The organism is Lutibacter sp. A80, from assembly GCF_022429645.1.
In the GTDB taxonomy this organism is placed as follows: domain Bacteria; phylum Bacteroidota; class Bacteroidia; order Flavobacteriales; family Flavobacteriaceae; genus Lutibacter.
This window is the reverse complement of the sequence record NZ_CP092480.1, coordinates 3,073,325-3,097,322: the sequence shown is the minus strand read 5'-3', so window position 1 is coordinate 3,097,322 and position 23,998 is coordinate 3,073,325. Positions and strand designations below refer to the sequence as shown.

Here is a 23,998-nt window from a genome sequence, read left to right as displayed (position 1 = left end):
TTACTTTGAAGATTTCGCCATAATAGCGTAAATTTCAATTCCCAAACCTATAAGTACAAGTGTTGGGGCTAATCTAATTCTTCTAAAATTATAAATTTCTTCGTTAAAAACAGTAGGATCATCACTACCGCCTCCAGCCATTAAAATAAAGCCTAAAGCAATAAAAGCAATACCAACAAGCATAACGGTATAATTTTTTTTACCGAATAAAAATTTACTTGTATTTTCTTCTTTCTTCTTATTCATTTTTTTAGTAATATAGTTCGTCTGTTCTTAAATTTAAAAATCGTTGTGTTGCAAAAAAGGTACTTAACCAAGTTATTAACACGCCCATTATAATAATAGATAAAAATAAAATTCCTAGTTCTTTATAATCTGCAAGTAATTCAATTTCTGGTACCATTTTATTTATATACATAATAAAACCAATTAAAGCTGCATTAGAAACCAATGCACCTATAATTCCAAGTTTAATACTTTTCCAAATAAATGGTCTTCTAATAAATCCTTTTGTTGCTCCAACCATTTGCATTGTTTTAATAGTAAATCGCTTAGAATATATTGAAATTCTAATAGAACTATTAATTAAAACAACGGCTATTAATGTAAATATGGCACTTAAAAGCAACATCCAAAAACTGATGCGGTTGATGTTTTTTGTTAATAATTCAATCAACGGTTTATCATATACTACTTCTGCAACAATACTTCTAATAAGCAACTGTTTTTCAATACTCTCCATTTTTTCTGGAGTAACAAAATCTGATTTTAACGTAACATCAATTGCATTTTTTAATGGATTATCTCCTAGAAAACTCACAAAATCTTCACCAATTTCTTCTGCATAATTTTCAGCAGCTTCTTTTTTTGAGATATAAACTACTTCTTTTGAATATTCTGCTTGTTTTAATTCTCCCTTTAGAATTTCAACATCTTTTGATTTTGCATTGTCATTTAAAAAAATTGTAATTGCAACTTTCTCCTTAAAATGCTTAGATATTGTATTGGTTTTAAGTAAAATAACACCTAAAAAACCCACTAAAAAAAGCACTAAAGCAATACTTATTATTACTGAAAGATAAGAAGAACGCAATCTTCTTTTTTGATATTTATCGAAAGAATTATTCAAAAGTTATATGTGTTATTAAGTTTGCAATATACAAATTTTGTTAATAGTTATTACTTGATATTTACTGGTTTTTTGTAAAACAAATTTATATATTTTTCGTTTAGAGGTATTATATACTTGGCTTTATAGTAATTGTTAAATTTTTTATAAAAACGTAAAAATTTAATTTTAGGTATGTTTTTTATCAAATTAAATAACTTATTCTTAATTAATTTAAAACAATGACTCTCTAAAACTTAAATTATGTACTTTTAAATCATATTTTTGCACTATGGAAACAAACAGACAAAAAAAAATAGCAGGAGTTTTACAAAAAGACTTGGCAGAAGTGTTACAGAATGCAGCACGTGATGGAATGAAAGGAGTTATTATTTCTGTTACTAAAGTACAAGTTACTTCAGATTTAGGACAAGCAAAGGTGTTTATAAGTGTTTTCCCTCAATTAAAACGCGATATAATTTTAAAAGGTGTTCAAGAAAACACGGCTTCTATTCGTTATGAAATGGCAAAACGCACAAAAGATCAATTAAGACGTATGCCCGAATTATTATTTTATATAGATGATACCTTAGATTATATTGAAGATATTGACAATGCTTTACAAGGTAAAAAAGAAAATCCAATTAAGAATCCCGATATTTTAGATAAACGCCAAAAACGATAACTTGAGCTTTCCTTTATACATAGCTAAACGTTACTTATTTTCAAAAAGCAGTAATAACACTATAAATATAATCACCATAATTGCAACAATTGGTGTAATTATTGGCACATTAGCTTTATTTATAGTTTTATCTGGATTTTCAGGATTAAGAACCTTCAGTATTGGTTTTTTAAACACCTCAGATCCAGATATAAAAATTACATCTGTAAAAGGGAAATCTTTTTTATTGACTCCTAAAATTCAAGCTGAAATTGAATCTCAAAATAACATCGCTTCCTATTCAAGAGTAATTGAAGAACGCGCTTTTTTTGAATTCAATAAAAAAACTCATATTGCATACATAAAAGGAGTTGATACCAATTATACAAATGTTAATAAATTAGATTCTACCGTATATTCTGGCACGTGGTTAAATCCAGAAATTCCAATTGGATCTGTTGTTGGAAATGGCATTTCTAATGTATTATCTCTAGGTGTTTTCGATTTTTTAGAACCTCTAAAAATATATGTTCCAAAACCCGGAAAAGGATATGCAACAAATCCAAAAGACGCTTTTAGCCAAATAGAAACGCAACCTATTGGTATTTTTTCTCTTACAGAAGACATCGATAGAAAATTCACTTTCATATCTTTAAAATTAGCACAAGTTTTATTAAATTATGAACCCGAACAAATTTCATCAATTGAGTTAAAAGTTAAAAACATTAAAGATCGCCCCAATACTATTGAAGCTCTAAAGAACAACCTAGGAACGGATTTTAATGTAGAAACCAGAGAACAGCTAAATGCCGTTTTTTATAAAATGTTAAATACCGAAAATTTAGCTTCTTATTTAATTTTTACACTTATTTTAATAATTGCGCTATTTAATGTAATTGGCGCTATTATTATGATGATTTTAGACAAAAAAGACAATCTAAAAACACTCTACAATTTAGGAGCAACAATTAAAGATATTAAACGTGTTTTTATTTTACAAGGTTTCTTATTATCTCTTTTCGGTTTAATTGTAGGACTTTCAATTGGTGTTATTTTAGTAATACTTCAAAAAAAGTATGCACTATTTATGATTACTCAACACCTTGCTTATCCTGTAGAACTAACACTTTACAATGTGTTTTCCGTAATTATTACTATATTAATTTTAGGCTACCTAGCTGCTCTAATAGCAAGCAGTAGAATCTCTAAAAAACTAGTTGAATAACAACAACTTAACTAATATTACACCTAAATATTATTTCAAATTTACTTGATAAATTAAAGGTAAAATCTTAAATTCACTATTTCCAAGATTGTAACAAAATTTCTTATTTATGTATAAATAATATCTATTATAATTTTTTAAATATAATATTATTTTATACTTAATTTGAAACAAATTTAAAAATATGACCATGAGCAATTCAAAAGAAGGTAAATGCCCTGTCGACCACAGTCAATTTACTAAAAAAGAGGAAGTAAATGATTTAAATAAATGTCCTGTAATGCACGGTGGAAACACTTCTACAGATAAATCTGTAATGGATTGGTGGCCAAACGCATTAAATTTAGATATCTTACACCAACACGATACTAAAACAAACCCTTTAAAACCTAATTTTAATTATCGAGAAGAATTAAAAAAATTAGATATTGAGGCTTTAAAGAAAGATGTACACAACTTAATGACGGACAGTCAAGAATGGTGGCCTGCAGATTGGGGACACTATGGCGGATTATTTATTCGTATGGCTTGGCATTCAGCAGGAACTTATAGAACTGCCGATGGACGTGGTGGTGGTGGAACAGGAAATCAACGTTTTGCACCTCTTAATTCTTGGCCAGATAATGTAAGTTTAGATAAAGCTAGACGTTTACTTTGGCCTATAAAGAAAAAATATGGAAACAAAATAAGCTGGGCCGATCTAATTATTTTAGCAGGTACTATTGCTTATGAAAATATGGGATTAAAAACTTTTGGTTTTGCTTTTGGGCGAGAAGATATTTGGCATCCAGAAAAAGATATTTATTGGGGAGCAGAGAAAGAATGGTTAGCACCTAGTGATAGCCGTTATGGAGATTTAGAAAATCCAACTACTATGGAAAATCCTTTAGCTGCTGTTCAAATGGGGTTGATTTATGTGAATCCAGAAGGTGTAAACGGCAAACCATATCCGCTAAAAACAGGAGAGCAAGTTCGTGAAACATTTAAAAGAATGGCAATGAACGATGAAGAAACAGTTGCGTTAACTGCTGGTGGACATACCGTTGGAAAAACTCACGGAAATGGAGATGCAAGTATATTAGGACCTGATCCTGAATCTGCCAATGTTGAAGCACAAGGTTTAGGTTGGGCAAATCCAAATAAATCTGGTAAAGGTCGTTATACTGTAACAAGTGGTTTAGAAGGCGCTTGGACTACCAATCCAACAAAATGGGATAACGGATTTTTTGAAATGTTATTTAACCACGAATGGGAATTGAAAAAAAGCCCTGCAGGTGCTTGGCAATGGGAACCTAAAAGCATAAAAGAAGAAGACAAGCCAGTTGATGTTGAAGACTTTTCTATTCGTCATAATCCTATGATGACTGATGCAGATATGGCAATGAAAATTGATCCAATTTATAAAGAAATTTCATTGAAATTTATGAATGATTTTGATGCTTTTTCTGATGCTTTTGCACGTGCTTGGTTCAAGTTAACACATCGAGATATGGGACCTAAATCTTGTTATTTTGGTCCAGATGTTCCTCAAGAAGATCTAATTTGGCAAGATCCAATTAACAAAGGAAAAACGGCATACGATGTTGAAGCCGTAAAAGAAAAAATAAAACAATCTGGTTTAAGTATTTCTGAAATGGTTACAACAGCTTGGGATAGTGCTAGAACTTATAGAGGTTCAGACAAACGCGGTGGTGCAAATGGTTCAAGAATTAGATTAAGCCCTCAAAAAGATTGGGAAGGAAATGAACCAGAAAGACTTTCAAAAGTACTCACTATTTTAGAGCCAATTGCTTCAGAATTTGAAATAAGCGTAGCAGATACAATAGTTTTAGCTGGAAATATTGGGGTTGAGCAAGCTGCTAAAAACGCAGGAATTGATATTACAGTTCCTTTTGCTCCAGGACGTGGAGATGCAACTCAAGAAATGACTGACGTTGAATCTTTCGAACCTTTAGAGCCTTTAGCTGATGGTTTTAGAAACTGGCAGAAAAAAGAATACGTTGTTAGTCCTGAAGAATTACTTCTTGACCGTACACAATTAATGGGTTTAACAGCTCTTGAAATGACAGTTTTATTAGGTGGTATGCGTGTTATTGGTACAAATTATGGCAACACAAAACATGGAGTATTTACTGATACAGAAGGAAGTTTATCTAACCACTTTTTTGTAAACCTAACAGATATGGGATACGCTTGGGAACCTACAGAAAATGGATTGTATAATATCCGTTCTAAAAAAACAGGTGAAATTAAATTCACAGCTACTCGAACTGATTTAGTATTTGGATCAAACTCAATTTTACGTTCGTATGCAGAGTTTTACGCACAAGACGATAATAAAGAACAGTTTATAACTGATTTTGTAAAAGCTTGGGTAAAAGTAATGAATGCGGATAGATTCGATTTAAAATAAGCACAACATTTGATTATAATAAAAAAGCAGTTTTAAAATTTTAAAACTGCTTTTTTCATATTCTTGTCCCGTCCTGAAATAGCGATACACTAAAACACAAGTGTAATGAAAACATCAGACAAATCAGGTGCAGCAAAGCGAACTCAAAAAGATTACTCGCTTTCTTTTAAACTTCAATTAGTTGAAGAAGTAGAACAAGGATTTTTAACAAAAACCCAAGCCAAGCGTAAATATGGTATTCAGGGAGACGCTACAGTAACCAAATGGTTGCAAAAATATGGTAACTTTGATTGGGAAAACCAAGTTCCAAAAACGATGTCAAAAACTCCAGAACAAAAAATACTTGAGCTTGAAGCTAAAATAAAGCTCCTTGAAAAACAGAAAGCTAGAGCTGAACATCTAGCAGAACGTGCTGATAAAAAGGTTATTATTTTCGATATGCTTGTTGATATGGCAGAAAAGGAATATGATATTCAAATAAGAAAAAATTACACACCCGACTTATCAACATCTTCAAAGAAGAATATAAAGAAACTTTAGTTTCTACCTGTGATTTGCTCGGGGTAAACAGACAGGTTTACTATAGATCCATAAAATCAAGACTTCATAAACAAACTGTAGCACAAAAAGTTATCGTTTTGGTTCGTGATATTCGGATGCTAATGCCAAGATTGGGTGGTAAGAAATTATACTTTCTGTTAAAGGATAAATTATCACTATTAAAAGTAGGAAGAGATAAATTGTTTAGAATACTAAAAGCTAACCATATGTTAATAATACCTAAAAGAAGCTACCACATAACTACAGACTCTCATCATAGATTTAGAAAGCACAGAAACCTTGTCAGCTCAATGGATATAGAAGGGCCTGAATCAGTTTGGGTGAGTGATATTACATATATCGGAACGAGAACCAACCCTTCGTATCTGGCATTAATCACAGATGCTTATTCTAAAAAGATTGTAGGATATGATGTGTCAAAATCTTTATCAATGGATGGTTCATTGAGGGCATTGGAAATGGCTATAAATAATAGAAAATACAAAGAAAGTCCATTAATACATCACTCTGATAGAGGGTTGCAATATTGCTCGAATGAATATCAAAGACTATTAGAAAACAATGAGATTAAGCCTAGTATGACTGAAAAATATGATCCATATGAAAATGCAGTTGCAGAGCGAATAAATGGAATTTTAAAACAGGAATTTAGTGTAGCACAGAAGATTCAAGATTTTAAAGTAAAGAAGAAACTGGTCAAAAATGCAATAGAAATATACAACAATATAAGACCTCATTTATCTAACGAAATGCTAACACCAATACAAATGCACGCACAAAAAAAAATTAAACCAAAACAATACAAATCAAAAAAGCTGAACAATGATGTCATTATTCAGCTTTAATTTTTAACTTTTACCCTTTAATAATCTGTATCGGTTATTTAGGACTAGACATCTTTCAATTTAAAAACTAAGAAAACTTTTGCTGTACTTCATCTAAAACATCAAAAACATCTTGCGCAGCATCCGATGTTACCATTTTTAAACGGTATTCTTTAAAATGCGGAATTCCTTTAAAATAATTGGTGTAATGTCGTCGTGTTTCCATAACACCCACAATTTCACTTTCTTTCCAGTCAATCTCCATTTGTAAGTGGCGTTTTGCCATTTCAACTCTGTCTGCAATTGTAATTTCAGGTAGATGCTCTCCGGTTTCAATAAAGTGTTTTACTTGTTTAAAAAACCAAGGATTTCCAATACTTGCACGGCCAATCATAGCTCCATCTAAGCCATATTTGTCACGCATTTCTACAGCGCGTTCTGGCGTATTAACATCTCCGTTTCCAAACACAGGAATGTGCATTCTAGAGTTGTTTTTAACTTCAGCAATTGGCGCCCAATCTGCACTTCCTTTATACATTTGAGCACGCGTACGTCCGTGTATAGAAATTGCTTTACACCCAACATCTTGCAAGCGTTCTGCAACCTCCACAATTTTTATAGAACTTTCGTCCCAACCCAAACGCGTTTTAACCGTAATTGGTAATTTAGTGTGCTTTGCCATAGCTTCAGTTAACGAAACCATTAAATCAATATCTTTTAAAATACCTGCTCCAGCACCTTTACTAACTACTTTTTTTACAGGACAGCCAAAATTAATATCAATAATATCTGGATTCGATTGCTCAACAATTTCAACCGTACGCAACATAGATTCTAAATTGGCTCCAAAAATTTGAATACCAACCGGACGTTCTTTTTCGTAAATATCTAGTTTTTTCTTGCTTTTTGCAGCATCACGTATCAAACCTTCACTCGAAATAAATTCGGTATACACCACATCAGCGCCTTGTTCTTTACACAACGCTCTAAACGGTGGATCGCTCACATCTTCCATTGGTGCTAACAACAAAGGAAAGTCATTCAATTCTATATCTCCTATTTTTACCAAAACATATTTTTAAGTTCGCAAAAATACATAAATATTTTATACTATGGGCGTTCCCTTTCAGGTCGGGCTTTCCGCTAAATCTTTTTAAAATAAAGTTAATTATTAACAAAATCGAAATCCAGAATTATTTTAAAAAGGATACCGCTGCAATCCCTAACGCAAAATACATAAAACCTAAGCTAACAGATTTTAAAAACATGTTAGGTTTAAAAAATAGCTGTATTTTTACGTTCAAAACATATTTACAATGTCAAAAAAATACAACTGGGCAATTTTAGGATGTGGAAATATTGCTAATAAGTTTGCCACAGAATTAAAATTACTTCCAAATGCTAATTTATATGCAGCAGCTTCAAGAAATTTAGATAATGCTAAAGATTTCTCGAATCAATTTGGTTTCGAAAAATCCTATGGCTCTTATCTAGAAATGGTTAAAGACCCAAAAGTAGATGTGGTATATATTGCAACACCGCATAATTTTCATTTAGAACATACTTTATTATGTTTAAACCATAAAAAAGCTGTGTTATGCGAAAAAGCATTCGCAATAAATTCTAAAGAAGTGCGAGAAATGATTACCACTTCTAAAGAAAATAACACCTTTTTAATGGAAGCTTTTTGGGTAATTTTTAGACCTAAATATTTAAAAGTAAAAGAAATTATAGCTTCAGAAAATTTAGGAAAACTGAAATTTGTAAAGTCAGATTTTATGTTTAACGCAGAATTTAATCCTCAAAAAAGATTGTATAATATTGATTTAGGCGGCGGTTCTTTATTAGATATTGGAATTTATTCAATTTTTACCGCACTTATGTTTTTGGGTGAACCAGATCAAATAAAAACAATTCCACATTTTAGCGCTACAGGTTCAGAAGAAAGTATTTCTATGTTATTTGCTTATAAAAACGGAGCAACAGCTGTATTAACTTCAAGTTTTGACGCTGAGTATAAAAATGAATCGGAATTATGTTTTGAACACGGAATACTAAAATACGATCGATTTTCTCCAGACCCAATTACATTGATAAAAGACGGTAAGACTACTAAAATTTCTTTTGAAAATGGTCCACATTTAGGGTATCAGTTTGAAGCATCACACGTAATGGAATGCTTAGATAAAAATTTAAAAGAAAGTCCAATTATGCCTTTTTCTTTAAGTTTAAAATTAATGAATATTCTAGACGCAGTTAGAAAAGATGCTAATATCATTTTTCCAAAACACGACTAGATTTTATTTTCATTTTTTGAACAAATAATTAGTTATCTTTGCGGAAAATCAAAGTAGAAAGGAATACGAAGTATGAAAAAAATTAGAAATTTTTGCATTATTGCACATATTGATCACGGTAAAAGCACATTAGCCGACAGATTGTTAAGTTTTACAGGTACAACAACTGTACGTGAAGAACAAGCACAGCTATTAGACAATATGGATTTAGAGCGTGAACGTGGTATCACCATTAAAAGTCACGCTATACAAATGGATTATATACACGAAGGTGAAAAATATGTGTTAAATTTAATTGATACTCCGGGTCATGTTGATTTTTCATACGAAGTATCTCGTTCTATTGCTGCTTGTGAAGGCGCATTGTTAATTGTAGATGCAGCACAAAGTATACAAGCACAAACAATTTCGAATTTGTATTTAGCATTAGAGAACGATTTAGAAATAATTCCAGTACTTAACAAAGTAGATTTACCAGGTGCTAATCCAGAAGAAGTTACAGACGATATTGTAGATTTATTAGGATGCGATCCCGAAGAAGTTATCCATGCAAGTGGAAAAACAGGTTTTGGTGTTGAAAATATTTTAAAAGCTATTGTAGAAAAAGTTCCTGCTCCAGAAGGAGATGAAAACGCACCTTTACAAGCCTTAATATTTGACTCTGTTTATAATTCTTATAGAGGAGTTGAAACTTATTTTAGAGTTTTTAACGGTGAAATAAAAAAAGGGCAACGTATTAAATTTATGGCAACCGACAACGAATATTTTGCTGACGAAGTTGGTACCTTAAAATTAAAACAACTTCCAAAACAAAGTATTAAAGCTGGTGATGTTGGATATTTAATTACTGGTGTTAAAACTGCCAGCGAAATTAAAGTTGGAGATACAATTACAACTGTTGAAAGTCCTACAAAAAATAGAATTGAAGGTTTTGAAGATGTAAAACCAATGGTATTTGCAGGAATTTATCCTGTAGACACAGAAGATTACGAAGAATTGCGTAATTCTATGGAAAAACTGCAATTAAATGATGCTTCTTTGGTTTTTATACCTGAAAGCTCTGCTGCATTAGGTTTTGGATTTAGATGTGGATTTTTAGGAATGCTGCATTTAGAAATTATACAAGAACGCTTAGAACGAGAATTTGAAATGACAGTTATTACAACTGTACCAAACGTATCGTACCACGCGTTTACAAATAAAAATCCTGATACTATTTTATTAGTAAATAATCCTTCAGATTTACCTGAACCTTCTAAATTAAATAGAGTTGAAGAACCTTTTATAAAAGCAACTATAATTACTAAATCCGATTTTGTTGGACCAGTAATGAGTTTATGTATTGAAAAACGAGGTCAAATTGTAAATCAGACCTATTTAACGCCAGAACGTGTTGAATTGACTTTTGATATGCCTTTAGCTGAAATTGTATTCGATTTTTACGATCGTTTAAAAACAGTTTCTAAAGGATATGCTTCTTTCGATTATCATCCAACAGGTTTAAAAGCCTCAAAATTGGTAAAAGTAGATATTCTGTTAAATGGCCAATCGGTTGATGCGCTTTCAGCATTAATCCACGCAGATAACGCGTATAGTATTGGTAAAAAAATGTGTGAAAAGTTACGTCAGTTAATACCACGTCAACAATTCGACATTCCAATTCAGGCTGCTATTGGAGCTAAAATAATTTCAAGAGAAACAGTAAAAGCTTTAAGAAAAGATGTTACTGCAAAATGTTACGGTGGTGATATTTCTAGAAAACGAAAACTATTAGAAAAACAAAAGAAAGGGAAAAAACGTATGAGACAAGTTGGTAATGTAGAAATACCACAAGAAGCTTTTATGGCAGTTTTAAAATTGAATGATTAAAATAAATTAAAAAAGCCCTTAGATTTAAAAATATAAGGGCTTTTTTATAAGATACTAGAGAAATTATTCTCCGTGCATCCACTCTTTTTTAGCTAATAACTGTTCTTCAGTTTCTTCGTGATCCTCATCAGGAACACAACAATCAACTGGACAAACAGAAGCACATTGTGGTTCATCGTGGAAACCTTTACATTCTGTACATTTATCAGTTACGATAAAATAAAATTCATCAGATTTTGGTTCGTGCATTTCATCTGCGTCAGCTTCACCTCCACCAGGTAAAGTTATTGTTCCGCTTAAAGCAGTTTCATCAGCATAAGCCCATTCAGTATCTGGTTCGTAAATTGCATTATTTGGACACTCAGAAATACAAGCATCACAATTTATACATTCATCTGTTATTTTAATAGCCATATTACTTTAATTTAAAATTTAATATACACAAAATTATACATTTTTATACAAAAGTATGTGATAAAAGTCATTTAGTATTTTAAAATCTCAACTTTAAGTTCATATTAACCTTTGATACAAAAATAATTTATAAATTTAAAAAATTTATTTAACTATCATAAATCATGATTAAAACAACAACAACAAAGCCAAAACCTGAAGTACTGGAAGCAGTAATAATTAGGTTTGTTGGTGATTCTGGAGATGGAATGCAACTTACTGGGACACAGTTCTCAGACACGTCAGCTATGTTTGGTAATGATATTGCTACGTTTCCTAATTACCCTGCAGAAATTAGAGCTCCTCAAGGAAGTTTATATGGTGTTTCTGGGTTCCAAGTTCACATTGGTAGTGTAGAAATTAGCACTCCTGGTGATAAAGTTGATTTATTAGTTGCCATGAACCCTGCTGGGTTAAAAACTAATTTACACGCCGTAAAACCGGGACATACAATTATTGTAGATACCGATGCTTTTACTAAAAAAAATTTAGAAAAAGCTTTATATGATAAAAACCCTTTAGAAGATGGATCTCTTGATAATTATAGAGTTATTCAAGTTGCCATGTCTAGTTTAACCAAGGAAGCTTTAAAAGATATTAAGGGGCTTGATAATAAAAGTATTACTCGAAGCAAAAACATGTTTGCTTTAGGAATGGTATATTGGATGTATCACCGTTCCGTATCACATACTACAGATTTTTTTAATAAAAAATTTAAATCTAAACCTCAAATTGTTGAAGCAAATACCAAAGTTTTAAATGCAGGCTATTTCTTTGCAGAAACTTTGGAATTAATACCTAATTCTTATACTATTTCTCCAGCAAAAATGGCTCCAGGAACCTATAGAATTATTATGGGAAATACAGCTACTGCTTGGGGATTTTTAGCTGCAGCAGAAAAATCTGGTTTAGAATTATTTTTAGGTTCGTACCCAATTACCCCTGCTACAGATATTTTGCACGAATTGGTAAAACACAAACACTTTGGAGTAAAAGCATTTCAAGCTGAAGACGAAATTGCAGGTATTTCTTCTGCAATAGGCGCCTCTTTTGCTGGTGATTTAGCTATTACCACAACTTCAGGCCCAGGCTTAGCTTTAAAAGGAGAAGCTTTAGGTTTAGCTATGATGATAGAATTGCCTTTAGTTATTGTAAACGTACAACGTGGAGGCCCTTCTACCGGATTACCAACCAAAACCGAACAATCGGACTTATTACAAGCACTTTACGGTAGAAATGGAGAAAGTCCAGTTATAGTAATTGCTGCTAGTACACCTGCAAACTGTTTTAACTATGCATACCAAGCTGCAAAATTAGCTTTAGAACATATGACGCCTGTAGTTTTACTTACAGATGGGTATATTGCAAATGGTTCTGCTCCGTGGAAAATTAAAACGGTAGACGATATGCCTGATATTAAAAATAATATTATCAATAAAGCTACAGAAAACTGGCATCCATACAATAGAGATGAAGATACTTTAGCTAGAAATTGGGCCATACCTGGAACTCCAGACTTAGAACATAGAGTTGGAGGTTTAGAAAAGGATAAAATATCTGGTAATGTATCTTATGTACCTGAAAACCACGAGTACATGACCAAAATTAGAGCAGAAAAAGTAAAACGTGTACAAAACTATATCCCAGATTTAGAAACTGAATTTGCTGATACCGGAGATTTATTAGTTATTGGCTGGGGTGGTACTTATGGCTCGCTATATTCTGCCGTTAAACAATTAAACGAAGAAGGACATAAAAATATAGGTTTTGCACATTTTAATTATATAAACCCGCTTCCAAAAAATACGGAAAAAGTTTTATCCAAATTTAAAAAGTTTATTGTTTGTGAATTAAATAACGGACAATTTTCGAAAGTATTAAAAATAAACTTTAGCGGATTCGAATTTAACCAATTCAATAAAATTCAAGGTTTACCATTCGGAAATCAAGAATTAATTGAAAAATTTAAACAATTAGTAAAATAATTATGGAAACAACAGCTGTAAAAAAATATACATTTAAAGATTTTGCAAGTGACCAAGAAGTAAGATGGTGTCCTGGTTGTGATGACTATGTTATTTTACGTGCTATGCAAAAAGCACTACCCGAAATGGGCGTAAAAAAAGAAGACGTAGTATTTATTTCTGGAATTGGTTGTTCATCGCGTTTTCCATATTATATGAATACTTATGGAATGCATAGTATACATGGTAGAGCACCTGGAATTGCCTCTGGTGTAAAACTCGCCAATCCCGATTTAAGCGTTTGGATAATAACTGGTGATGGTGATGCTATGGCTATTGGTGGAAATCATTTTATTCATGTTTTAAGAAGAAACATAGATTTAAATATAATTTTATTTAATAACGAAATTTATGGTTTAACAAAAGGACAGTTTTCTCCTACTTCATTAGTTGGACAAAAAACAAAATCATCTCCTTATGGAAATACACAACCTCCTTTTTCTCCTGGTGAATTAGCTTTAGGAGCGCAAGCACGCTTTTTTGCACGTATAGGTGGAAACACCCCAAAAGACATGACACAGCTCTTTATTGAAGCGGAAAAATTTAAAGGAACATCTTTAATTGAAGTATTACAAAATTGTGTTATTTTTAATGATGGTTGCTTTAAAAATGTTACAGATAAAGCCGTAAAAGAAGATAAACAAATCTATTTAGAACACGGAAAACCTATGATTTTTGGTAAAGAAAAAAACAAAGGTTTAGTTTTAAATGGATTGAAACTAGAAGTTGTAACTATTGGCGAAAATGGAATTACAGAAGAAGATATATTAGTTCATAATGCAAAAGAACAAAACCCTACGTTACACCAAATGCTAGTTCGATTAGAATACCCATTGGCTACAGGTATTATTAGAAGCTATGATGATGTAACTTTAGAAGAACGAGAAAATGCGTTAACAGCTCAAGTAAAAGCAAATTCGAAATTTAAAAAAACTGAGAATCTTTTCTTTTCTGGTGACACTTATCAAGTAAAATAAAAAATTAGTAAAACTACTAAAAACCAATCGAGGCAGTTTAAACAAAATTTAAATTGCCTCGATTTTTATTTTAAATATTTCCCAAAATTTTATCCATTACCCAACTAGTATGCAAACCAGATTTACCTGTTGAAGGATGGTCAACACCATCAAACAAATTGTCTTTCATATTTTGTATATGATATTGTTGAATATGTGTTGGATTTTCTATTATTAATGAACTATTTTCTTTTTCTGAAATTAGTTGAATAGGTTGTTCATCAAAAACTGAGAATACAATTTTTCCTTTGCTTCCATAAATTTCTACATTGTCTTGTCTTAAATTGCATCCAAAATTCCAACTTCCAGATCCAGTAACACCACTTTTATGAACCCAACAAGCAGTTATTGCATCTTTAGCAGTATATAAATTTTGTTGATTTAAACTGATTCCTTTTGCGTCTTGTATATTCCCTAATAAAAAGATAAACAAATCCAATCCGTGACTTGCCAAATCATCAAAATAACCTCCAGGTGCAATTTTTGAATCGGTTCTCCAATTGTATTCCTTTGCTAAATCTTGCTTATTTGCTGGTTTACTTAAATGCCAATTAATATGCCTTATTTCACCTATCAAACCAGTAGCTATCCATTCTTTTACTTTTATAAATCTTGGTAGGCTTCTGCGATAATATGCAACAAACAAAGGTGTTTTAGCAACTTCAAAAGCATTATAAATAGCTAAACTATCAGCATAACTTGGTGCTAAAGGCTTTTCTACACAACAAGGTTTGCCAACTTTAGCAACTTTTAAACCATACAACTTATGGCTATCTGGTGGCGTTGCAATATAAACAGCATCAATTTCCGGATCATTTATTAAATCATCAGCATTTGTATAGTACTTATTTACCTGATGCCTTTTTGCATAATCTGCTGCTTTTTCTTCGTTACGTCTCATAACAGCAGCTAATTGAAAACCATCTATTTTATAATATGGTGGTCCACTTTTTAATTCAGTTACAGCTCCGCATCCAATAATTCCCCAACGCATTGTTTTAAGTTATTTTATATAATTGATAAACATGTAAATTTAGCGCTACTAAATTTGACTTTTTTTATTACATACACAATAAAATAACTATGTTATTTTTATTTAAATAAATAAAATCTCTTCTTCAAATATATAATCATATAAAATATTATCTACTATTTGCTGGGTTTCATTTGGGAAATCTAGTTTTATTTGATAATTACTATCTATCCAATGTTGAATTGTAGAAATGTGTTTCTTTTTTAATGATTTTAAAACTGGCACTCCTAATTCTTTTAATGCTTTTGCGTTAAAATGTTGCTCATATTGATTTTTCATAGGGATTACCAATAATTTCTTTTTTAAAAAAATTGCTTCAGCAGGAGTTTCAAATCCAGCTCCACAGATAATTCCTTGACAAGATGCCAAACTTTTTTCAAACTTTCTACTATTAACAGGTGTTACATATACATTCTTTTTTTGATAATATTCTTTTGTGTTTTTAGAAAACACCTTCCATTTAATTCCTTTAATTTTAGATAAAACTTGAATTATTTTTTCGTCGGAATATGCTGGTAAATAAACAGTATAATGATCTTTCTCTATTTTCTTTAACAATCTAATATCTTTTCTAATTATTGGAGTATATACTTTATCGTTGTATTTTTTAAAATGAAATCCGTATGTATTTGAACACTTTGCATAATATTTTATTATAAACTTCCCTAATAAATCTGTACGAGAAGGCTTTGGAACGTTTCTAGTATATAAAGCACCTTGGTGACTTAAAGAAATACATTTTACACCTCTTAATATACTAGCCCAAGCAGATATTGGTTCAAAATCGTTAATAACTAAATCGTAGTCTTTAACCGGACAATTTTTTATTTCATTATAAACTTTTAAGATAGAGTTATTTTTAAATGTTTTTACAAAATCTATTCCTCCATTTTTTCCAAAGTAAAAACTTAAACCGTTATTTATATATTTTATATTATAAGGCAATACTATTTCAGACTGGGTTCCACTAACTAAAATATCTACCTGTGCTCTTTTTAATAAGGCGGGTATAATTTCTTTTGCTCTACTTAAATGTCCATTTCCAGTACCTTGAATAGCATATAATATTTTCATGTATACAGTTTTTGTTTTATTGATTTGTAAGTTTATTTTTTTAAGTAAAAATCAGCGACTAATTCACCAAACAATTGTTTAGCTGTTTTATCTACAACATCTTCCTCTTCTTGTATTTTAGAAGTATCTTTTTTAAAATCATCATCGTTATACTTATAAATGCTCCATGTGTTGTTATGAAATTCTAAAGCTGTTAAATTCTCCACCCAATCTCCAGAATTTAAATACGTTACAGAACCTTTATCATTTTCAACCTTTTTAATAGCTGGCTTATGTATATGTCCACAAACTACATAATCGTATTTATTATCTATCGCTATATCAATAGCTGTTTCTTCAAAATCATTAATAAATTTTACGGCAGATTTAACACTATCTTTTATTTTTTTAGATAAAGATATTTTCCCCTTTCCTAAAAACTTACTAATAAAATTAACACCTCTATTAATTAAAATTAAAGTATCATAACCAATAGCTCCTAATTTAGCTAACCATTTAGAATGTTGCATAGTAACATCAAAAACATCTCCATGAAAAAACCAAGCTTTTTTAGTTCCCAATTCTAATATTACTTTATTTTTAATTGAAAATGAACCTATTTCAAAATCAACAAATTTTCTCATTATTTCGTCATGATTTCCAGTGATATAATATATTTTTTTACCTTGAGAAATCCACCCAAAAATATGTTTGATAATTTTCATATGAGATTTTGGCCAATACCGTTTACTAAATTGCCAAACATCAATTATATCTCCATTTAAAATAACGGTATCTGGATTGATACTTTTTAAATATGATAACAGTTCTTTGGCATGACAACCATAAGTTCCTAAATGTATATCTGAGATAACAACAAGTTCTACTTTTCGTCTCTTTTTTTTAGAATCCACTCATAAACAATTAAATAATAATTGTTTGCAATAAAAAGAAGAATTGTTATTAGAAGGTTTTCTGAATATTATATCTATGTTAAACCAATATTTAAATTATGGTTCTAAAAGTTAAATTAATTCTTGAAGTGTGTATTTTTTTTGTTTTTGGCAAGCTATGTAACCATTTATGTTGCGTTTCACCTTCCATTACTATTAAATTTCCAGCCTGCAGCATCAGGTCAATTTTTTGCTTTGTTGTTTTGTGTTTTAAAGAAAACTTACGAGTTGCACCTAAACTAAGTGACGCAATTATTGGGTTTACGCCTAATTCTTTTTCATTATCTGAATGCCAAGCCATACCTTCTGATCCATTATGATAGAGATTTAACAAACAAGAATTAAATTTTTTACCTGTTTTTAATTCCACCAGCCTTTTTAATTCTAAAATTTCAGGAGTCCAAGCTAAGGCTGTTTTTGTAGTTTTGGAATACGAGTATTGTATTCTTTCGTCCCCAAACCAAGCAACTTTTCGTTTTGTTGTAATCTGTTTTCCAAATAGTATCAGTTCATCATGCTTCCAAAAATCAGCATTTAATAATTTTGTAAAATACTTTTGGCAAGCTGTATTGTTTAAAACCAATCCGTAATTAAGTAGTTTACCATCAAAAGGAAGATTATTCTCAAGTTGATTTGAAGAAAATAAATCCATTAAAACAATTTTAAACAAACACCTTAAATAATAGTTTTACCAAGATACATTAATGTTGTTCCTTTTTCAATAACAAAATCTTTAGACAACGAAGAAATAATATGAATTTTTTCATTATTATCCTTTATAAACATAGGAATTGCATTTGGTTCTTTATTAATTTCTCTTAGTATGTTTTTATAATCTTCGTTAGAATTGATAGCAACTTCATTTACCAAAGGAAAATCTCTAACAGCTTCACTTAGGTTTAAAAAATCGTCTTTATGCGTAAATAAGTGATCTTTTGGCTTTAAATTTCCTTTTTGCATTTCATCGGTTGAAATAATTCTAAAAGACCCATTTTCACCAAAAATTGAAGAAAACTTTTCTATTGCATACTCATTTACAGCTGCCGCTCCTGTTAAAGCCAATAAATAACCAACATCATTCAATTCTACATCTTCCAATAAATCATCCGAATAAATATTGCCTTCAATAGCTTCTAAACCTAAAGTTTTTGCTTTATTTATATTGTCTAAATTACTATCAATTAATACAACTCTTCTGTCATTTTTTTTAAGATATGTTGCAATTAATCGCGCAAAATTTGAAGCACCAACAATAAGTATTCCATTGGATGTTTTTAAAAACACGCCAACTAATTTTGCAAATAAACGTGCAGTAGTTGCATTTAATAATACGGTTCCAAGCACAATCATAAACACTAAAGGTGTTATATATTCTGCTCCCTCAACTCCAGCTTTTAACAATTTACTTCCAAATAAAGAAGCAATACCAGCAGCAACAATACCTCTTGGACCTACCCAACTTATAAATAACTTTTCGTTAGTTTTTAGTTTAGAACCCGTTGTACTTAAAAACACTGCTAATGGTCTAATAACAAGTATAATTATTCCAAATAAAATTGCAGTTTTCCAATTATACAGCAACATCATATCTTCCATATTAATGTTTGCAGACAATAAAATAAATAGTATGGAAATAAGCAATACACTTATAGATTCTTTAAAATACAGTAATTCTTTTATATTTTCTAATTTATTGTTTCCTAAAACCATTCCCATAACTACTACTGCTAGTAAACCTGATTCGTGTGCAAAAACTTCAGACTCAACAAAAACCAATAACACCGTAGATAATGAAACCACATTTAATAAATAATGAGGAATCATATTTTTATTGATAGCAAAAGCCAAAGCATGCGCAAATGTAAACCCGAAAGTAGTACCAAAAAGAAGAATTTTACCAAATTCTATTAATGCTGTTTTGGTAAAACCACTACCTCCACCAACACTAATAAACTCAAAAACCAATACCGCAACCAATGCCCCAATTGGATCAATTAAAATCCCTTCCCATTTTAAAACTGCCGAAACATCCTTTTTTAATGGAATGTTTCTTAAAATTGGTGTAATTACAGTTGGTCCAGTTACAATAATTAATGCCGCAAATAGAAATGACATTTCCCAACTTAATCCAAACACATAACGTGCTGCAATACCAGCTCCTAAAAAGGTAATTGTAGAACCTAATGTAATAAGTTTTGTAATTACAGGCCCTACTGTTTTAATTTCATTTCGTTTAAGGGTTAAACCTCCTTCAAACAAAATAATACTAATTGCTAAGGATACAAAGTAATAAAGCCCTTCACCGGGAAACAATCCCTTTTCTCCATTCCAAATTGGTTCTATCCATTTTGAACCATCTTCCGATAAAAATTCAGCTGCTATTGGACCTACTAATAATCCAATTAAAATTAATGGTAAAATTGCTGGGATTTTAAACCTCCAAGCTACCCATTGTGCTAAAATTCCTAAAATAATTATTCCTGCAAGTTCTAACATATAATATTATAGAATTCTTTTTTTATTTGTAAATATAGAAGTTTAATATAATTTATCATTTACTAAATTGTTTTTTTTATAAAAAAATTCAATTAAATCAATACTATTTAAAATTCTCTTAATTTATATTCTAAAGTTTTGTAAATTTAAAATCCTATAAAAAGCAAGAACCCCATGAAAACGTCACAAATTCTATTTCTTTTATTATTTGCTATTATTTCTTGTAAAAATGTTTCTGAAAAAAAAATTGAAATTAGTACACCTGAACCTAAACCCAAACCTAAAATAGATTTATTAACTATGGCTAAAGAGATTCATGAAAAAGTATTAACAGTTGACACACATATAGATATTAATACTAAAAACTTTACAAACAACGTAAACTACACTCAAGAACTTGATAATCAAGTAAATTTACCTAAAATGAAAGATGGTGGATTGGATGTTGCTTGGTTTATTGTTTATACTGGACAAGGGGAATTAACACCTGAAGGATATACTAATGCATATAAAAATGCTATTGCTAAGTTTAATGCTATCCATAAATTAACAAAAGAATTTGCTCCAGATGAAATTGAATTAGCTGTTACTTCAGATGAGGCAAGATCTATTTATAAAAAAGGTAAAAAAGTAGCTATGATTGGAGTTGAAAATGGCTATCCCATTGGCACAGACGTGAGTCGTGTAAAAGAATTTTACGATTTAGGAGCACGCTATATGTCCTTAAGTCACAATGGACACAGCCAATTATGCGATTCTAACACAGGTGAAAAAAATAATATTTGGCTACATAATGGTGTTAGTGATTTAGGAAAAAAAGTAATTGCTGAAATGAATAAATGGGGAATGATGATTGATGTTTCTCACCCTTCAAAAGAAGCAATGCGAGATATGATAGAGCTTTCTAAAGCTCCAATAATTGCTTCACATTCATCTGCAAGAGCTATTTGCAATCACAGTAGAAATTTAGATGATGAGCAACTGCAATGGCTTAAGCAAAATGGTGGTGTAATACAAACTGTAGCATTTGGCGCTTATCTAGATACTGAAAAAAACAATAAATTTAAAAATGCTACCAATGCTGTTTTAAGCGAAGTAGCAACAAGCCAAGGTTTTGAAATTATACCTTGGAGTGCTTATAGAAAATTAGAAAAAGAAGAAAGATCAACATATTATGCTAACTACCTAAAAATTACTAAACTTGCTGAGCCAAAAATAGATTCAATTTCTAAAACATTAAATCCAGTAAATGTTTCCGATTTTGTAGATCATATCGATTATTTAGTCGAAAAAATTGGAATAGAACACGTAGGTATCAGTTCAGATTTTGATGGCGGTGGTGGTATAGAAGGCTGGAAAGATGCTTCTGAAACTTTAAATGTAACAATAGAATTGGTTAAAAGAGGTTATACAGAAGAAGATATTGAACTGCTTTGGGGTGGAAATTTATTCCGTGTTTTAGATGAAGTTCAAGAAGTTGCAAAAAAAATACAGCTTTCTATGTAAGTATTGTTTTTAACAAACTTTCATTTAATTTATTGAATTAATTTTTAAGGTTGCACTTTTCAATCCCTTCCCTGTTACTTTTAAATAAATGTCGCCTACTTCAGTTTTCGACTGAACAGTAACAACCAATTTTCCGCTAAATAGTTTCATTGTTGGTATATGAAATTGTTCTAATGAAGTAGCATCTCCATTACATGCTGCTCTATAAATTCCGCTACCAGAAACTTTAAATTTGAGCTGATTGGTTGCTGTAGGACATTCAATTCCATTTTTATCTACCACAGAAGCTGTTACATACGACAAATCTTTTCCGTTTGCTTTAATTGATTCTCTGTCGGCTTTCAATACTATTTTATAAGGCTTTCCGGCTGTTTTTACTTCTTTTACGGCAACTGAATTTCCATCATTATCAAAAGCTACCACTTTTAAAGTTCCAGGCTCATATTTAACATCCATCCACATTAAACGGTACCTATTTTGTGGTGTTTTATTATTTTTTTCTTGAATTCCCATACTTTTCCCATTAACAAAAAGTTCTGCTTTATTGTAATTTGTGTAAACAAAAACAGGGGTAGTTTCACCTTCTCTTCCTTCCCAATTCCAATGTGGCAATATATGAAGTGTCTCGGCTGTGGTATTCCAACGGCTTCTATACAAGTAATAACGATCTTTTGGTAAACCAGCCAAATCATTAATTCCAAAATACGAACTTCGAGAGGGCCAACTTTTATCGTATGGAGTAGGTTCTCCTAAATAATCAAAACCAGTCCAAACAAATTCGCCAATTACCCAAGGTTTATCATCTTGCAATACAAAATCTTCATCTGGAACATTTGACCAGCTACAAGCTTCCAAATCGTACGAAGAGCTTTGAAAATCATCGTATTGTTTCATATTTTCTTGTACTACAGGAAATTTATAAATCCCTCTAGAGCTAACTGTTGAAGCTGTTTCAGAGCCTAAAATAAAACCTTGTGGAAATTTCTCATAAGCTTCTTCATATAAATGCACTCTATAATTTAAACCAGGCACATCTAACAATGCTCCAAAACCAGATTCTATGGTTGCTTTTACCTGATCCATACCAACAGTTACTGGCCTTGTTGGATCTTCTCTATGAAAAATATCTTGCAGCCATTTTGCCCTTTTTACACCTGCTGTTCCCCATTGATCTGGCACTTCATTTCCCGAACTCCACATTACAATACTAGGGTGATTTTTAGTCGCTTTTACTAAATTAACTATGTCTTTTTCTGCATATTCATCAAAAAAACGGTTATACCCATTTTTAACTTTTGGCACTGCCCATTCATCAAAACTTTCTGCTAAAAATAAAAATCCCATCTCATCACATAATTCCAATTGTTCTAAAGAAGGCATATTGTGCGAACTACGAATAGCATTGCATCCCATATCTTTTAAAATAGTTAATTGTCTTCGCAATGCTGCTTTATTAACTGCAGTTCCTAACGGACCTAAATCGTGATGCAAACAAACACCTTTAAACTTTGTAATTTCACCATTTAAACTAAAACCTTTATTCGCTTCATACTTAATTTCTCGAATTCCAAAACGCGTAGAAACCTCATCTTTAAGCATTTCACCAACATATAGTTGAGTTTTAGCAGTATATAAATATGGGCTTTCAGGACTCCATTTATTTGGGCTATCTATTTTTATATTTTGAATAAATTCATTTCCAAATTGTGTATTTGTTGTTGTTGCACCTACTTGTTTTCCTTTAGCATTATAAACTGTAGTTATTAAATGTACATTTTCTCCAGTAACTTCAGTTTTAATATTCACCTGAGCCATTTTATCACTGATTATTGGAGTTGTAATGGTAGTTCCCCACTGATTTATATGTTCATTATTTTTTACAATAACACTCACTTTTCTATACAAACCAGCTCCAGGATACCATCTAGAAGCAAATTCTTTATTAGAAAGTTGAACTGCCAATGTGTTTTCTCCTTCTTTTATATCTTCTGAAATATCAAAATAAAAATAACTGTAACCATACGCCCACTCTCCTACTTTTTTACCATTTAAATAAACTTTTGGCTCGCTCATGGCTCCTTCAAAAAGTAACATTACTTTTTTACCTTTTTCATATTGAGGAAGGGTAAATGTATTGCGGTACCAAGCAGTACCTATATGTGGTAAAGCACCAGTTCTTCCTGTTTTTTCTGAAGCAACTTGTTCTCCATTTTGAACAATTGCCACATGTTGTTTATCAATTTCTTTATCAAAAGGACCATAAATTGCCCAATCATGTGGAACTGTAACAGTTTCCCATTTTGAATCGTCAAAATTTGTTTGATAAGCGGTTATATTTTCCCCCTTTTGAAATTTCCAATTAGTGGCTAATTCTTTAACCGTTCTTACCTGTGAAAAAATGAATTGTGTACTTATTAAAAAAAGTAAATATATATTGAGTTTCTTCATTAAAAACTATATTTTTTAAAGTGCTTGTAAAATGAATCCCAAAATTATATATAGT

The 23,998-nt window shown here is 31.0% G+C and carries 20 protein-coding genes; 10 read left to right on the top strand and 10 right to left on the bottom strand.

Annotation, left to right across the window (positions count from 1 at the left end; all coding sequences use genetic code 11):
- Entirely contained in the window at positions 1-246 is a 246-nt protein-coding gene (locus tag MHL31_RS12810) for a DUF3098 domain-containing protein (RefSeq protein WP_240226342.1), read from the bottom strand.
- A 4-nt stretch (positions 247-250) separates the two neighbouring features.
- The gene (locus tag MHL31_RS12805; protein WP_240226341.1) at positions 251-1,129 is read right to left on the bottom strand and encodes an ABC transporter permease; all 879 of its coding nucleotides are present in this window, start codon (positions 1,127-1,129) and stop codon (positions 251-253) included.
- Between the two features lie 271 nt (positions 1,130-1,400).
- Between MHL31_RS12805 and rbfA the strand changes: the two genes are divergently transcribed.
- The 5 genes from rbfA (at position 1,401) to MHL31_RS12780 (ending at position 6,816) form a co-directional block, all read left to right on the top strand.
- Positions 1,401-1,793 carry a 30S ribosome-binding factor RbfA gene (gene rbfA / locus MHL31_RS12800; RefSeq protein ID WP_240226340.1) on the top strand — a complete coding sequence of 131 codons (393 nt, stop codon included), beginning with the start codon at positions 1,401-1,403 and terminating at the stop codon, positions 1,791-1,793.
- Position 1,794: 1 nt separating this feature from the next.
- Entirely contained in the window at positions 1,795-2,997 is a 1,203-nt protein-coding gene (locus tag MHL31_RS12795; protein WP_240226339.1) for an ABC transporter permease, read from the top strand.
- A gap of 190 nt (positions 2,998-3,187) precedes the next feature.
- A complete protein-coding gene (katG, locus tag MHL31_RS12790; RefSeq protein WP_240226338.1) occupies positions 3,188-5,410 on the top strand; it encodes a catalase/peroxidase HPI in 2,223 nt (740 codons plus the stop codon).
- Positions 5,411-5,515: 105 nt separating this feature from the next.
- Positions 5,516-5,950, top strand: a complete 435-nt coding sequence (locus MHL31_RS12785; protein ID WP_240225903.1) for a hypothetical protein — start codon at positions 5,516-5,518, stop codon at positions 5,948-5,950.
- 14 nt (positions 5,951-5,964) lie between these two features.
- Positions 5,965-6,816 (top strand): IS3 family transposase, encoded by an 852-nt coding sequence (locus MHL31_RS12780; protein WP_240225904.1) that lies wholly within the window; start codon positions 5,965-5,967, stop codon positions 6,814-6,816.
- A gap of 67 nt (positions 6,817-6,883) precedes the next feature.
- Here MHL31_RS12780 and dusB read toward each other — a convergent pair whose 3' ends face one another.
- Positions 6,884-7,864: a tRNA dihydrouridine synthase DusB gene (dusB, locus tag MHL31_RS12775; RefSeq protein WP_240226337.1), complete on the bottom strand. Its 981-nt coding sequence runs from the start codon at positions 7,862-7,864 to the stop codon at positions 6,884-6,886.
- Between the two features lie 247 nt (positions 7,865-8,111).
- Between dusB and MHL31_RS12770 the strand changes: the two genes are divergently transcribed.
- Together MHL31_RS12770 and lepA are read left to right on the top strand one after the other, a co-directional pair.
- Complete coding sequence (locus MHL31_RS12770) at positions 8,112-9,092, top strand: Gfo/Idh/MocA family protein (protein ID WP_240226336.1); 981 nt, start codon at positions 8,112-8,114, stop codon at positions 9,090-9,092.
- A 72-nt stretch (positions 9,093-9,164) separates the two neighbouring features.
- Positions 9,165-10,961, top strand: coding sequence for a translation elongation factor 4 (gene lepA / locus MHL31_RS12765; protein ID WP_240226335.1), 1,797 nt, complete (start codon positions 9,165-9,167; stop codon positions 10,959-10,961).
- A gap of 63 nt (positions 10,962-11,024) precedes the next feature.
- On the opposite strand, the gene MHL31_RS12760 is transcribed toward lepA, so the two are convergent.
- Entirely contained in the window at positions 11,025-11,375 is a 351-nt protein-coding gene (locus MHL31_RS12760; RefSeq protein WP_240226334.1) for a 4Fe-4S binding protein, read from the bottom strand.
- 164 nt (positions 11,376-11,539) lie between these two features.
- Between MHL31_RS12760 and MHL31_RS12755 the strand changes: the two genes are divergently transcribed.
- Complete coding sequence (locus tag MHL31_RS12755; protein ID WP_240226333.1) at positions 11,540-13,399, top strand: 2-oxoacid:acceptor oxidoreductase subunit alpha; 1,860 nt, start codon at positions 11,540-11,542, stop codon at positions 13,397-13,399.
- A gap of 2 nt (positions 13,400-13,401) precedes the next feature.
- Positions 13,402-14,415: a 2-oxoacid:ferredoxin oxidoreductase subunit beta gene (locus tag MHL31_RS12750; protein WP_240226332.1), complete on the top strand. Its 1,014-nt coding sequence runs from the start codon at positions 13,402-13,404 to the stop codon at positions 14,413-14,415.
- Positions 14,416-14,485: 70 nt separating this feature from the next.
- Here the strand turns inward: MHL31_RS12750 and MHL31_RS12745 are convergent, their stop codons facing one another.
- From MHL31_RS12745 to MHL31_RS12725, 5 genes are all read right to left on the bottom strand, one after another.
- A complete protein-coding gene (locus MHL31_RS12745) occupies positions 14,486-15,448 on the bottom strand; it encodes a Gfo/Idh/MocA family protein (protein ID WP_240226331.1) in 963 nt (320 codons plus the stop codon).
- A 102-nt stretch (positions 15,449-15,550) separates the two neighbouring features.
- Complete coding sequence (locus MHL31_RS12740) at positions 15,551-16,561, bottom strand: glycosyltransferase family protein (RefSeq protein ID WP_240226330.1); 1,011 nt, start codon at positions 16,559-16,561, stop codon at positions 15,551-15,553.
- Between the two features lie 32 nt (positions 16,562-16,593).
- A complete protein-coding gene (locus MHL31_RS12735; RefSeq protein ID WP_240226329.1) occupies positions 16,594-17,454 on the bottom strand; it encodes a UDP-2,3-diacylglucosamine diphosphatase in 861 nt (286 codons plus the stop codon).
- Between the two features lie 91 nt (positions 17,455-17,545).
- Positions 17,546-18,145, bottom strand: a complete 600-nt coding sequence (locus MHL31_RS12730) for an alpha-ketoglutarate-dependent dioxygenase AlkB (protein ID WP_240226328.1) — start codon at positions 18,143-18,145, stop codon at positions 17,546-17,548.
- Between the two features lie 23 nt (positions 18,146-18,168).
- A complete protein-coding gene (locus MHL31_RS12725; protein WP_240226327.1) occupies positions 18,169-19,989 on the bottom strand; it encodes a sodium:proton antiporter in 1,821 nt (606 codons plus the stop codon).
- Positions 19,990-20,163: 174 nt separating this feature from the next.
- Between MHL31_RS12725 and MHL31_RS12720 the strand changes: the two genes are divergently transcribed.
- Positions 20,164-21,495: a dipeptidase gene (locus tag MHL31_RS12720; protein WP_240226326.1), complete on the top strand. Its 1,332-nt coding sequence runs from the start codon at positions 20,164-20,166 to the stop codon at positions 21,493-21,495.
- Positions 21,496-21,519: 24 nt separating this feature from the next.
- Here MHL31_RS12720 and MHL31_RS12715 read toward each other — a convergent pair whose 3' ends face one another.
- The gene (locus MHL31_RS12715) at positions 21,520-23,943 is read right to left on the bottom strand and encodes a glycoside hydrolase family 2 TIM barrel-domain containing protein (RefSeq protein WP_240226325.1); all 2,424 of its coding nucleotides are present in this window, start codon (positions 23,941-23,943) and stop codon (positions 21,520-21,522) included.
- Between the last annotated feature and the right edge of the window lie 55 nt (positions 23,944-23,998).